Origin of the sequence: Marinobacter pelagius, from assembly GCF_003315345.1 — a bacterium.
GTDB classification, from domain to species: Bacteria; Pseudomonadota; Gammaproteobacteria; order Pseudomonadales; family Oleiphilaceae; genus Marinobacter; species Marinobacter pelagius_A.
Genome location: NZ_QNRO01000038.1, coordinates 1 through 13,487, shown reverse-complemented (window position 1 = coordinate 13,487; position 13,487 = coordinate 1). Strand labels below are relative to the sequence as shown.

At 55.7% G+C, this 13,487-nt stretch carries 13 protein-coding genes; 10 read left to right on the top strand and 3 right to left on the bottom strand.

Annotated elements, in window-relative coordinates; translation table 11 throughout:
* Positions 1–80 precede the first annotated feature (80 nt).
* Positions 81–404 (bottom strand): hypothetical protein, encoded by a 324-nt coding sequence (locus DET50_RS19380; RefSeq protein WP_147252231.1) that lies wholly within the window; start codon positions 402–404, stop codon positions 81–83.
* 525 nt (positions 405–929) lie between these two features.
* Here DET50_RS19380 and DET50_RS19060 point away from each other — a divergent pair.
* The 6 genes from DET50_RS19060 to DET50_RS19535 are packed head-to-tail and all read left to right on the top strand — an operon-like array spanning position 930 to position 9,563.
* Positions 930–1,553, top strand: coding sequence for a restriction endonuclease subunit S domain-containing protein (locus tag DET50_RS19060; protein ID WP_113864277.1), 624 nt, complete (start codon positions 930–932; stop codon positions 1,551–1,553).
* A 5-nt stretch (positions 1,554–1,558) separates the two neighbouring features.
* On the top strand, positions 1,559–3,076 hold the full coding sequence (locus DET50_RS19055; RefSeq protein WP_220150177.1) for a type I restriction-modification system subunit M: 1,518 nt from the start codon (positions 1,559–1,561) through the stop codon (positions 3,074–3,076).
* Positions 3,066–4,283: a restriction endonuclease subunit S gene (locus DET50_RS19050; protein WP_113864275.1), complete on the top strand. Its 1,218-nt coding sequence runs from the start codon at positions 3,066–3,068 to the stop codon at positions 4,281–4,283. The genes DET50_RS19055 and DET50_RS19050 overlap by 11 nt, the downstream gene beginning before the upstream one ends.
* Positions 4,280–7,558: a type I restriction endonuclease subunit R gene (locus tag DET50_RS19045; protein ID WP_113864274.1), complete on the top strand. Its 3,279-nt coding sequence runs from the start codon at positions 4,280–4,282 to the stop codon at positions 7,556–7,558. Before DET50_RS19050 ends, DET50_RS19045 begins: the two co-directional genes overlap by 4 nt.
* Entirely contained in the window at positions 7,558–8,385 is an 828-nt protein-coding gene (locus tag DET50_RS19040) for a M48 family metallopeptidase (RefSeq protein ID WP_113864273.1), read from the top strand. Before DET50_RS19045 ends, DET50_RS19040 begins: the two co-directional genes overlap by 1 nt.
* Entirely contained in the window at positions 8,382–9,563 is a 1,182-nt protein-coding gene (locus DET50_RS19535) for a hypothetical protein (protein WP_220150176.1), read from the top strand. The genes DET50_RS19040 and DET50_RS19535 overlap by 4 nt, the downstream gene beginning before the upstream one ends.
* A gap of 33 nt (positions 9,564–9,596) precedes the next feature.
* Here DET50_RS19535 and DET50_RS19030 read toward each other — a convergent pair whose 3' ends face one another.
* Both DET50_RS19030 and merR read right to left on the bottom strand, forming a co-directional pair.
* On the bottom strand, positions 9,597–10,160 hold the full coding sequence (locus DET50_RS19030) for a recombinase family protein (RefSeq protein WP_113864272.1): 564 nt from the start codon (positions 10,158–10,160) through the stop codon (positions 9,597–9,599).
* Between the two features lie 194 nt (positions 10,161–10,354).
* Entirely contained in the window at positions 10,355–10,789 is a 435-nt protein-coding gene (gene merR / locus DET50_RS19025; RefSeq protein ID WP_000429838.1) for an Hg(II)-responsive transcriptional regulator, read from the bottom strand.
* A gap of 71 nt (positions 10,790–10,860) precedes the next feature.
* On the opposite strand from merR, the gene merT reads away from it, so the two are divergent.
* Genes merT through merA form a run of 4 tightly spaced genes read left to right on the top strand, consistent with a single transcriptional unit; the run spans position 10,861 to position 13,393 of the window.
* Positions 10,861–11,211: a mercuric ion transporter MerT gene (merT, locus tag DET50_RS19020; protein WP_001294667.1), complete on the top strand. Its 351-nt coding sequence runs from the start codon at positions 10,861–10,863 to the stop codon at positions 11,209–11,211.
* A gap of 15 nt (positions 11,212–11,226) precedes the next feature.
* Positions 11,227–11,502: a mercury resistance system periplasmic binding protein MerP gene (gene merP, locus DET50_RS19015; RefSeq protein ID WP_000735441.1), complete on the top strand. Its 276-nt coding sequence runs from the start codon at positions 11,227–11,229 to the stop codon at positions 11,500–11,502.
* Between the two features lie 2 nt (positions 11,503–11,504).
* Positions 11,505–11,750 (top strand): mercury resistance system transport protein MerF, encoded by a 246-nt coding sequence (gene merF / locus DET50_RS19010; protein WP_000654684.1) that lies wholly within the window; start codon positions 11,505–11,507, stop codon positions 11,748–11,750.
* Positions 11,747–13,393 (top strand): mercury(II) reductase, encoded by a 1,647-nt coding sequence (gene merA / locus DET50_RS19005; RefSeq protein ID WP_000136268.1) that lies wholly within the window; start codon positions 11,747–11,749, stop codon positions 13,391–13,393. The genes merF and merA overlap by 4 nt, the downstream gene beginning before the upstream one ends.
* Positions 13,394–13,487 lie beyond the last annotated feature (94 nt).

Here is a 13,487-nt window from a genome sequence, read left to right as displayed (position 1 = left end):
ACACAAATAAAGGGAAAATAGTGTCTGAATCTTCGATTTTTTGCCGTTTAAACCCAAGATGGGCAAATATCAGCAGTTATTCAGACCTTCCCTAGGACATGCCCACCACCAGAGCTTGCATATCGTTTTTCTAAAAGACGCCCCAGGGATTGGGCGTAGTAGGAATATACATGGGCATCGCTGTGGGCGGCGTATACGATTGGTCGTATTTTGGTTTGCCAAACCCTTCGACCGTTTTCGCTTTTTATGGATATCGACTTTTTGGGGTTGAGTATTACAGGCCAAAAAGCATGGCGAGATACCCGATCTGGATTCGTCACCAGAGTCGTTGCTTGGGATTCAGAGATGGGGCGATCGAAATGGGCATAGCTGCGACGACGGTACCAGCTTTGCTGTTCATCCATGACATACTTTCCTTTTTGGATCCGGTGACTACAAGCATCCTGCGGCCGCTTGTCTGTATTGTCACCGTCGAGCGACACCTTACGATGCCACCTACCCATCGAAATAAGCGATGAGTTACTAACCACCTACCAAGCTAGTAGGCGGCAAGCCGCAACTGTACCTTGATGTATCATCTGATTGGAGGTGTGCTGTGACGAAACGCTCGAAACGCACTGCTCAAGTTGTTCAGAACGACACCTGGCGGGACATCGCTGGGAAAGCGGTGTTTGCCTGGTTTGTTCAGAACGTGCTTGACACGGTGTTAACCAATCGGCCATTCACCCAATGGTGAAAGTGGTTTCAAAATATCCCGATCCAACTGAATAGTCAAACTCACGCTTAATACTTGCGGGCGACCCAGCATGTCGCATAACTGCTAGACGATAGCGCTAATCAACGGCTTGCAACCAGTTGATGCATCTTGCGCAATGATGCATTTTTGTCTACTTTGAGATCAACATGAAATGCATCATTGAGCATACTGCATGACTGAACCAGCCAAACACCAACTGCCATTGCGCAGCCTGGTCACCATCCACCCCGGCTATCCCTTCCGGGGCAAGCTGCCGGTGGACAAGGACGGTGATGCGTTCGTGGTGCAGTTCCGCCACCTGGTCGTGGGGGAGCCCTTGGACGACAGGGACGGCGCAAAACTGGATCGGGTAACCCTGCCTGGGCGACGCCGACCGGATTACCTCTGGCCCGGCGACATCCTGTTCATGGCCCGGGGTACCCGCAACGATGCAGCGGTGATCAGGGCCTTGCCCGCCAACACAGTCTGCACCCCGAACTTCTTTCATCTGCGCCTGAAACCCGAGGCGTTCAAGCTGATGCCCGAGTTTCTGGCATGGCAGCTCAACCAGATCGGCGCACAGCGCTACTTTGCCATGTGCTCACAGGGTTCTGCGGCCCCCAATGTGACCAAAACTCAGCTGGGCGACCTGCCCGTGGTGGTACCGCCCATCGAGCAGCAAAAGCTGATGATGAAGCTGGCCGAAGCCGCACGACGGGAGCAAGTGCTCCTGGAACAGTTAATCGAGAACCGGCAGCGCATGACCGATGCGGTTGCCCAAAAACTACTTTGTCCGGATACGACAACAGGGAAATGACACCTATGAGCAACGATTCGATCAAGCAGGATCAGATCAACAAAGCGGTCTGGAACGCCTGCGACACTTTCCGGGGTACCGTAGATCCCAGCATCTACAAGGACTTCGTGCTGACTATGCTGTTCGTGAAGTACCTCTCGGATGTCTGGCAGGACCACTACGAGCAGTATGTGACTGAGTACGGGGATACTCCGGAGTTGATTGAAGAGCTCATGAAGAATGAGCGATTCGTTCTGCCCCACGATGCCAGTTTTTATGCCCTCTATGAGCAACGCCACGAGCCGGGCAACGGTGAGCGGATCGACAAGGCCCTGCACGCCATTGAAGAGGCCAACATCGTCAAACTCGCCGATGTGTTCCAAGACATCAGCTTTAACTCCAACAAGCTGGGCGATGAGAAGCATAAGCAAGATATTCTTCGCCACCTATTGGAGGATTTTGCCCGACCTGAGCTGAACCTGCGTCCGAGTCGGATCGGGAAGCTGGATGTGATCGGTAACGCCTACGAATACCTGATCAAAAACTTTGCGGCTACCTCCGGCAAGAAGGCCGGTGAGTTTTATACCCCACCAGAAGTCTCCGAGCTGATGGCCGAGATCGTTGAGCCGAAGGAAGGTGACGAAATCTGCGACCCGGCCTGTGGTTCCGCCTCTCTGCTGCTCAAGTGTGCCAATCAGATCCGCAAGGGTAACGATGGCTCCAAGAACTTCGCCCTGTTCGGTCAGGAAGCCATCGGCAGTACCTGGGCCCTGGCGAAGATGAACATGTTTCTGCACGGCATCGACAACCACAAGTTGGAATGGGGCGATACCATCCGCAACCCCAAGCTGCTCGATGAGAACGGCGGCCTGAAGCACTTCGACATCGTGGTGGCCAATCCTCCCTTCTCACTGGAGAAGTGGGGCTTTGAAGGTGCCGACAGCGACCCCTACGCCCGGTTCCGGCGCGGCGTACCGCCAAAGTCCAAGGGCGACTATGCTTTTATCTTGCACATGATCGAGACCCTGAAGCCGAAGACCGGCCGCATGGCGGTGGTCGTGCCCCACGGCGTCCTGTTCCGTGGCTCAGCGGAAGGCAAGATCCGGCAGAAACTGATCGAAGAGAACCTGCTGGATGCCGTCATCGGCCTGCCCGAGAAGCTGTTTTACGGCACCGGCATCCCCGCGGCAGTTCTGGTGTTCCGCAAGGACAAGACCGACAACAACGTGCTGTTCATCGACGCCAGCCGCGAATTCCAGCCCGGCAAGAACCAGAACCAGTTGTCCGATGAGAACATCGCCAAGGTGGTCGACACCTACAGGCTGCGCCAGAACCTCGACAAGTACGCCTATCTCGCCACTCTGGAAGAAATCCAAGAGAACGACTTCAACCTCAACATCCCCCGCTACGTGGACACCTTCGAGGAAGAAGAAGAAATCGATCTGATGGCCGTGCAAGCGGAGCGTAAGGAAATCGAGGCCGAGATTGCGAAACTGAACGAGCAGATGGACGGTTATCTGAAGGAGTTGGGTTATGGTGCCTGAGGGTTGGGAAGTAAAGCCGCTATCAGAAATCGCTAAGGAGAAGATTTCTTACGGAATTGTGCAGGCTGGCCCGCATGTACCAGACGGTGTTCCGTATATTAAAAGTTCAGATGTTAGGGGCATTATTGAGCCTGATGATCTGCAACGCACGAGCAACGAAATTCACTACAAGTACCGGAGGTCTGCGGTACATCCCGGTGATATCGTATTTTCGCTGAGGGGAAATATAGGAGCGTCAGCAATTGTTCCTCCGGAGCTTCCTGAGGCTAATCTGACGCAAGGTACGGCGCGCATTTCCGTATCGGAACGTCACAGCAATCGGTTTCATTTTTATCAGCTGGCTAGTGCGCCACTATTGAATCGCGTTAATGCCTTGAGCAAAGGCAGCACCTTCAAGGAAATATCATTAGAAGAACTTAGAAAGGTTCGAGTCCTTTGCCCCCCCCTCCCCGAACAAAAAAAGATCGCCCAGATCCTCTCCACCTGGGATCAGGCCATCACCGCCACCGAGCGCCTGCTTGAGAACAGCCAGCAGAGGAAGAAAGGGTTGATGCAGCAATTGCTGACCGGGAAGAAGCGGTTGCCGGGGTTTGAGGGGGAGTGGGAGTCAGTACGCCTGGATCAATTGTTTGCTTTCAAAAAAGGAAAGGGGCTCTCAAAAAGTGCAGTGGTGCAAAATGGAAGTCATAAGTGCGTGCTTTATGGAGAGCTTTACACCAAATATGGAGAAGTAATTCGCGAGGTCGTGAGTCGATGCGACGATCAGGATGGGCTTGTCTCTAAGAAAGGCGACGTCCTCCTGCCAAGTTCGACAACAACGAGTGGCATTGACCTAGCTAATGCAACAGCGGTTATTGAGGACGGAATCCTTCTTGGCGGCGATATCATCGTTCTTCGCCCCAAAAGCCAACACGATCCCATATTTTTCAGTCACCTGCTAACTCACACCAAAAAGCATGAAATTGCATCTAGGGCTCAGGGCATAACGATCATTCACCTGTATGGCAGCGACTTGAAGGATCTTGCTGTAAAAATACCGGTATGCAAAACCGAACAGAAAGCTATAAGTGAGGTCATGACAATAGCTGACATTGGGATTGAAGCTTTGAGTCGGCGATTGGCTTGCCTCAAACAGGAAAAGAAAGCCCTGATGCAACAACTCCTGACCGGCAAGCGTCGGGTGAACGTGGAAACGGAGGCCGCATGAATACCACCCCTCAAGGGAATGAGCAGCATTCCAGCCACATCCCGGCCCTGGCCACCCTGATCAACCTTGGCTGGACGTTTTTGCCGGCCACGGAGTGTCAGGCCCTGCGGGGCAGCCAGCGGGAAGTGGTGATGAAGCCGGTGCTGGAGCGGGTATTACGCCAGCGCAAGTTCGAGTTCAAGGGGCAATGGTACCCGTTGTCTGACCATGCGGTGGATCAGGTGATTCGGGAAATCACGAGCCCCTCCATGGCTCAAGGCCTGATGGACGCCAACCAGTCCGTGTACGACACCTTGACCCTCGGTGTGACGGTGACCGAGTTCATCGGCGGCAAGAAGGCCCAGCCCACGATCCATCTCATCGAGTGGGAGAATCTGGACAACAACGAGTTCCATGTCACCGAAGAGATGGAAGTGTTGTCCACTCAGGGTACCCACACCCGCCGGCCGGATGTGGTGGCGTTCGTCAACGGCATTCCTCTGGCGGTGATCGAGGCCAAGAAGGCGGCTTCCGGGAACCCCAACAAGAACATGGTTGAGGAAGGCATCAGCCAGCACCTGCGCAACCAGAAGAACGATGAAGTCCCGTACCTTTATGCCTTCGCCCAGCTGCTGTTTGCGATCAGTCGAAACGACGGCCGGTATGGCACCACGCACACCCCTCAGAAATTCTGGTCAAAGTGGACGGACGAGGAGTTCGATGACCGGTACGTGCAGGACATAAAGAATCGCACGTTGTCCGTGTCGGACAAGGACGCTCTGTTCCAGGATAAACCCCCTAAGATCCGGGCCTACTTCGAGCAGCTCTGGTCGCAGTCGGTTATGCCCACCGAACAAGATCGGCTCCTGGTTGGCCTGCTCGACCGGCACCGGTTTCTGGAGTTTCTGCGCCTGTTCATCCTGTTCGACCGTAAAATCGGAAAGATCGCAGCCCGGTATCCGCAGGCGTTCGGGATCAAGGCGCTTCTGGAGCGTATCTCCGACTTCAAACCCAGCGGCGAGCGCAAAGGCGGCGTGCTCTGGCACACCACCGGCTCAGGCAAGTCCTTCACCATGGTGTACCTGTGCCGGGCCCTGCTGCTCAGTGACGCCCTGAAGAACTGCCGAATCATCGTGGTCACCGACCGGGTGGATCTGGAGAAGCAGCTGTCCAAGACCTTCCTGACCGGCGGCGCGTTCGGCTCCGACATCGCCGGCAAGAAAAGTGGCGACTCGCTGGCCAAGACACGTTCCGGCCGGGATCTGGCCAAGCGCATCGGTCAGGGCAACGAGCGAATCATCTTCACCATCATCAACAAGTTTGCTTCGGCCGCCAAGCAACCGGAGTGCTACAACCCATCCAACAACATCATCGTCATTGTCGACGAAGGACACCGGAGCCAGGGCGGTGAGAACCATCAGCGGATGCGCCAGGCTCTGCCAAATGCCTCATTCATCGCGTTCACCGGCACCCCGCTGCTGAAGAACGAGAAAAGTGAAACCGCCGAGAAGTTTGGGGCCATCATCCACGCCTACACCATGAAGCGGGCGGTGGAAGACGGCACGATCACCCCGCTGCTGTACGAAGAACGCAAGCCTCTGCTGGATGTGAACCAGAAAGCCGTCGATACCTGGTTCGAGAAAGTCACCGCATCCTTGTCGGACGACCAGAAGGCGGATCTGAAGCGCAAATACGCCAAACAGGGCCAGATCTACACGGCCCAAGACCGGATCAAGCTCAACGCCTTCGACATCGGCGTGCATTTCAGTGAAAACTTCAAGAAAGCGGGACTGGAACTCAAGGGCCAGCTGGCCACCGACAGCAAACTCAGCGCCATCCGCTACAAGCAGCACCTCGATAGCTGGGGCCTGGTCACCAGCGCCATCGTCATCTCCCCGCCGGATACCCGTGAAGGCCATACCGACGCCGACGAATCCAACCTGCCACTGGTGCAGGAATGGTGGAAGAAAAACGTCACAGGTGATCCTCAGGATTACGAGAAACAGGTCATCGAGGACTTCAGTACCGATGGGCCGCCGGACATCCTGATTGTCGTAGACAAACTCCTGACCGGCTTTGATGAACCTCGTAATGCGGTGCTCTACATCGACAAGCAGCTCAAGGGCCACAACCTGATCCAGGCCATAGCCCGGGTGAACCGGCTGCACCCCCAGAAGCCCTTCGGTTACCTGATCGACTATCGGGGTATCCTCAAGGAGCTGGATACCGCCATCACCGACTACCAGAACTACGAGGACCAGACCCAGGGCGGCTTTGCCATCGACGACATCGAGGGCCTGTATTCCAACGTGGACACCGAGTACAAAAGGCTCCCGGCCCTGCACGACAAGCTCTGGAGCTTCTTCGGCGAGGTGCGCAATGTGCTGGATCAGGAGCAGTACCGGCAGATCTTCATGCCGAAGTACGAGACGGACGAGGACGGTGTGGAGATCGACACGCGCCAGGCGCTTCGGGAGGACTTCTACGAGGCCCTGACCGAGTTCGGCATGTGCCTGAAGACCGCGCTCTCTACGCAGAGCTTCTTCGAGGACAAGGCCTTTACCGAGACCGATATTCGCCGGTACAAGTCCGATCTCAAGTGGTTCTCCGATCTACGCAAGGTCATCCGTCTGGACGCTCAGGAAACTGTGGATTACTCCGAGTACGAAGGCCAGATCCGGGATCTGATCGACCGGTACGTAACCGGCGTCAACGTCACCCCTGGCGAAGACCCGGTGCTGATTGCCTCCGTGGAGGATAAGCCGGAAGACTGGTCCGACGAAAAGACCAAGAACGAAACCGACAAGATCAAAACCCGCACCAAGAAAACCATCGAGGAAAAGCTCGGCGACGACCCCTACGCCAAAAAGGTGTTCTCAGCGCTGCTGAAGGAAGCGATCGAGAAAGCGGAGTCCATGTTCGACTACAAGGCCCAGTTCAAGCTGTTCAGTGACCTGGAAGCCATGGTGGAAGACCGGGAAGTGCCGGACCTTCCCACGGATCGGTTCGAAGGCAACAAGCACGCGCAAGCCTACTATGGGACCTTCAAGCTGGTGCTGGGTGAGGAGTTCGCCGCACTGGAAGCTGAAAAGGGCGAACAGCTGATCCAAGAGGCCTTCGAGATCGACCAGGTGGTGAACCGGGCCGTGGCGGAAAACTCCCTGAACCCCGTGGGCATTGAGCAGGATGTCCGAAAGAACCTGCTACCCCGGCTGTTCGGGCTGATCGGACTGGATAAGGCCAAGGCCATGCTGGATGAGGTGGTGCAGATTCTCCGTAATGGGGTGGCCCGGTGATGACCTCCGTCGAATCCCGACAAGACGAACAACCACTGGAGTACGTGGCCCGGTACGGCGACCGCGAGTTTCGGTACCACCTGTGCTACGTTCCGGAACATAAGAAGGCAACCATAAGGGTGCATGTGCACCCCAATGGCATGGTGCAGGTCGATGCTCCGGAGTCGGCCCAGCTTCCGGCGATCAAATCCGCCGTCCAACGCCGGGCACGCTGGATACTCAAACATCTGGAGGACATTGCCGAGCGCAACCGGGATGTCCGCCCTCGACAATGGGTGAGTGGTGAGAGTGTTCTATACCTGGGTCGGCGGTACGTCTTGAAAGTTATCCAGGCTCCAGAGCAACGCAAGGTCACCTGCAAGCTGATCGGCGGCCAGCTGCGCGTGCAGGGCAAGGAGCTGAGCCCGGATCGGATACACAAAGCCGTGCGCCAGTGGTACCGGGATCGCGCCGTGGAGGTGTTCCAGCGCCGGCTCGACCTGATGGTTGAGAGTCTACCCTGGACAACGACGGCACCGGCCTGGCGCATGATGGAGATGCAGACCCAGTGGGGGAGCTGCTCACCGGAAGGGGCCATCCTGCTAAACCCGCACCTGATCAAAGCCCCGACACGGGCCATCGACTACGTGCTGCTTCACGAACTATGTCATCTGGTGGAGCACAATCACAGTCCGCACTTCTATGGGCTGCTGGATCGGTTTATGCCGGAGTGGCGGGCAACAAAAGAAGCTCTTGACGGAAAAGCGGAAATTCTGCTGTCAGAAACTCAACTTGGCCTCACTCCAGATATCGAATCTGTCATATATCCATTAGGGGCTAAACGATGAAGTCCAACCTGCCAGAGCACCTGGAGAAAGTGCGGCTTAAAGCTGCAAGAGCTATTGATCCAATACGACCGCTCGATGAGTACGCAGAAAACCTGAAAAACTCGTTGTTTTCTCCACAACGTACAGAGGCAGGACGGCAACTTCCACCCTACTATCTCGTGTATTTTCTGCTAGTGGATTTACTTGGTTTTCGAAACCTTGGACAGTTTGAAAAGTTAGCTTGGTCTGTTCCTGTGGAGTACAACGGAAACGCATATGTGATTGAGCATAGAAAAATGGGTCTTGGTGTCTTTGTTGACAACCCTCGTGCACACGAGAATGAGGTTAGAGACCTCGTAAACAAAATTCATAAAGCAACGAAAGCTTCCCAACCTTATTTCGAGTGGCGCGCTGATAACGCCGTTTCCAAGTCCGAGCTAAATGTAACCAATCACACAGATCCTCTGTACCAGCGCTTTGAATATTTCCTAGGTGAATACAACAAACTCGTTAACGCTTACCAACAGGAGGTAAAGCGCCGGCGAAGTCTCTCATTCGAAGAGCGAATGGCCGAAGGAAGTAAAATGTTTGATGAACCGTATTCGTTAACAGAACGGATTGCTTGGATGGCGATTACGGTAATAGAGTCATTTTTTAGCTTCACAGAGCATGTTTTTATTCACCTTTCGATACTTCTGGGAAAAATAACGACAGGTAAACAGGTGACAGCACTAGCGGAGGCTGATTGGCCCCAAAAATACAAAGCAGTGTTTGATATCGATGATCCTGAAGCAAAGCGCTTTTACGATGACTTGGTCGAAATTAGGCGGCAGCATCGTAATTTTGTTGCTCATGGAGCTTTCGGCAAGCGAGGTGAAGCGTTTACGTTCCACTCCGGTGCAGGTGCCACTCCAGTCCTCCTACCACACATGAGAGGATCCAAGAAATTCGCACTAGATGGCCCATTAACAGTTGAAGACCCAGAAGCGATTAGCGTACTCGTAAGTTTCGTTGAGTATCTATGGAGTGGGCCCCGAGAACCTGCCAGAATTTACTTACAAAGAAGTACTTTGCCAGTAATTCTGACCATGGCATCAGACGGTACGTATGCTAGGGCTATGGGTTCATGTGAAGACATGGATCACTTCGTAAACTACTTGGTAAATCAATGGGAAAGGTCTTTGAACATGGACTGGTGATTAGCTTTCAGATCAAGTCTGAATTACTACACGTCAGCTTCTAATTCCTAATCGTTTCAAAGATGCGTTCAAAGTTGTCCTGCTAACATCAAAATGTCTGGCAACTTCTGTTTTCGTTATTTCCGGGTCAGATAGCATCGCTGCGGCTTTCTTGGTGTCGGTATCGGACATCGCAGGCTTCCGGCCACCTTTGCGTCCCCTAGCTCGCGCAGCTTGCAACCCCGCCATCGTCCGCTCCCGAATCAGATCACGCTCAAACTCAGCTAGCGCCCCGAAGATATGGAATACCAAGCGGCCACCAGAACTAGTGGTGTCAATGGATTCGGTCAGGGACTTGAAACCAACACCCCGGTCCTGGAGGTCCTGAACAATCTCCACCAAGTCTTTTAGCGACCGTGCAAGGCGGTCTAATTTCCATACAACCAAGACATCGCCGGCTCGGAGTGTACGGAGACACTGCGACAATTCTGGTCGCTCACGTAGAGATCCGGTAAATCTTTCTTGGAAGACCTGCTCGGCCCCAGCTTTCTCCAAAGCATCTACCTGGAGTTCGGGGTTTTGGTCAGTAGTACTAACACGCGCATAACCTATGATCATAAAAGGTACCTTTTCTATTCATAGAATTTTGTACGCGATTGTTGAACGCAAAACAAGGCGAAATCGGTTGTTTTGGTGTCACTTTCAGAAGGCGACAGCACGAAATATCAAAAGTCGACCGCACGGTCTTTTCTGACGTTGGAGTCGCCTCAGAAAACGGAAAATAAAGCACGCTAAGGCGTAGTTCCCTCGGGCTACACGGCGTCCGCACTGCGCGGTTCTTTCTTCCCTTGCAGTGACGCAATCAGCGGGCAGGAAACGTTCCCCTTCCGCGCATGGCAGGCGCACACCAAATCAGACAGCACGGCCTCCATGCGCGCCAGGTCAGCCATCCTCTCGCGCACGTCCTTGAGCTTGTGCTCGGCCAGGCTGCTGGCTTCCTCGCAATGGGTGCCATCCTCCAGCCGCAGCAGCTCGGCGATCTCATCCAGGCTGAAGCCCAACCGCTGGGCTGATTTCACGAAGCGCACCCGCGTTACATCCGTCTCGCCATAGCGGCGAATGCTGCCGTAAGGCTTGTCCGGTTCCGGGAGCAAGCCCTTGCGCTGATAGAACCGGATGGTCTCCACATTGACCCCGGCCGTCCTGGCGAAAACGCCAATGGTCAGGTTCTCCAAATTGTTTTCCATATCGCTTGACTCCGTACATAACTACGGAAGTAAGCTTAAGCTATCCAATTCAGATTCGAAAGGACAAACGTATGTCTGAACCTCAAAACGGGCGCGGCGCGCTCTTCACTGGCGGGCTGGCCGCCATCCTCGCCTCGGCTTGCTGCCTCGGGCCGCTGGTTCTGATCGCCTTGGGGTTCAGCGGCGCTTGGATCGGCAACTTGACGGTGTTGGAACCCTATCGCCCCATCTTTATCGGCGTGGCGCTGGTGGCGTTGTTCTTCGCCTGGCGGCGCATCTACCGGCCGTCAGCCGCCTGCAAACCGGGTGAGGTTTGCGCGATTCCCCAAGTGCGAGCTACTTACAAGCTCATTTTCTGGGGCGTGGCCGTGCTGGTTTTGGTCGCGCTCGGATTTCCCTACGTCGTGCCATTTTTCTATTGATCACAGGAGTTCACCATGAAAAAGCTGCTTTCCGCCCTTGCCCTCGCTGCCGTTGTTGCCCCCGTGTGGGCCGCCACCCAGACCGTTACGCTGTCCGTACCGGGCATGACCTGCTCGGCCTGTCCGATCACTGTCAAGAAGGCGATTTCCAAGGTCGATGGCGTCAGTAAAGTTGACGTGACCTTCGAGACGCGCGAAGCGGTGGTCACCTTCGATGATGCCAAGACCAGCGTGCAGAAACTGACCAAGGCTACCGAGGATGCGGGCTACCCATCATCAGTCAAGAACTGATCATGAAAGACCCGAAGACACTGCTGCGGGTCAGCATCATTGGCACAACCCTCGTGGCGCTGTGTTGCTTCACCCCTGTTCTGGTCATTTTGCTCGGTGTGGTCGGCTTGTCCGCGCTGACCGGCTATCTGGACTATGTGCTGCTGCCTGCGCTGGCGATTTTCATCGGCTTGACCATCTACGCCATCCAACGAAAACGCCAAGCCGATGCCTGCTGCACCCCGAAATTCAATGGAGTAAAAAAATGACCGAAATCACCGTGAATGGCATGACCTGCACATCCTGCGCCACCCATGTCAAAGATGCTTTGGAAAAGATTCCCGGCGTGAATGCCGCTGTGGTGTCCTATCCAGAAAGCCGCGCGCAAGTCATGGCAGACACCGCCGTGAGCCACAACCAACTGCTGGCCGCCATCGCCGCATTGGGTTATCAAGGCTCGATCCGGGTTGGTGATTTCAAAGATGAACCAAAAATCCGTGATGCACTTGAGGGCGCCGGTTTGCATATCGCCATCATTGGCAGCGGCGGGGCCGCGATGGCGGCGGCGCTGAAGGCCGTCGAGCAAGGCGCGACGGTCACGCTGATCGAACGCGGCACCATCGGCGGCACCTGCGTCAATATCGGCTGTGTGCCGTCCAAGATCATGATCCGCGCTGCCCATATTGCCCATCTGCGCCGGGAAAGTCCGTTCGACGGCGGTATTGCGGCAACTGTGCCTGCGATTGACCGCAGCAAACTGCTGGCCCAGCAGCAGGCCCGTGTCGATGAACTGCGGCACGCCAAATACGAAGGCATCCTGGACGGCAATCCAGCCATCACCGTTTTGCACGGTGAAGCGCGTTTCAAGGACGACCAGAGCCTGGTCGTCCGTTTGAACGAGGGTGGCGAGCGCGAGGTAACGTTCGACCGCTGCCTGGTCGCCACCGGTGCCAGTCCGGCCGTGCCGCCGATTCCGGGCCTGAAAGAGTCACCCTACTGGACTTCCACCGAAGCGCTTGTCAGCGACACCATTCCCGCACGCCTGGCCGTGATCGGTTCGTCGGTGGTGGCGTTGGAACTGGCGCAAGCCTTTGCCCGGCTCGGCAGCCAGGTCACGATCCTGGCACGCAGCACCTTGTTCTTCCGGGAAGACCCGGCCATCGGCGAGGCCGTGACAGCCGCTTTCCGCGCCGAGGGCATCGAGGTGCTGGAGCACACGCAAGCCAGCCAGGTCGCCCATGTGAACGGCGAATTCGTGCTGACCACCGGACACGGTGAATTGCGCGCTGACAAGTTGCTGGTTGCCACCGGTCGGGCACCGAATACGCGCAGCCTCGCGCTGGACGCGGCGGGGGTCACTGTCAATGCGCAAGGGGCCATCGTTATCGACCAAGGCATGCGCACGAGCAACCCGAACATCTACGCGGCCGGCGACTGCACCGACCAGCCGCAGTTCGTCTACGTGGCAGCGGCCGCCGGCACCCGTGCCGCGATCAACATGACCGGCGGCGACGCAGCCCTCAATCTGACCGCGATGCCGGCAGTGGTGTTCACCGACCCGCAAGTCGCCACCGTGGGCTACAGCGAGGCGGAAGCGCACCACGATGGCATCGAGACCGACAGTCGCACGCTGACACTCGACAACGTTCCGCGAGCGCTTGCCAACTTCGACACACGCGGCTTCATCAAGCTGGTCATCGAGGAAGGTAGCGGACGGCTCATCGGCGTGCAGGCGGTGGCCCCGGAAGCGGGCGAACTGATCCAGACGGCGGTGCTCGCCATCCGCAACCGCATGACGGTGCAGGAACTGGCCGACCAGTTGTTCCCCTACCTGACAATGGTCGAGGGGTTGAAGCTTGCGGCGCAGACCTTCAACAAGGACGTGAAGCAGCTTTCCTGCTGCGCTGGATAAAAAAAGGGGTATCCGGAATTTCTGGTTGATAAAATGCCAAAGATGTAAAGAAGAAAATCTTTCTCAGCGGATTATCTGATTGATCCTCTTCAGC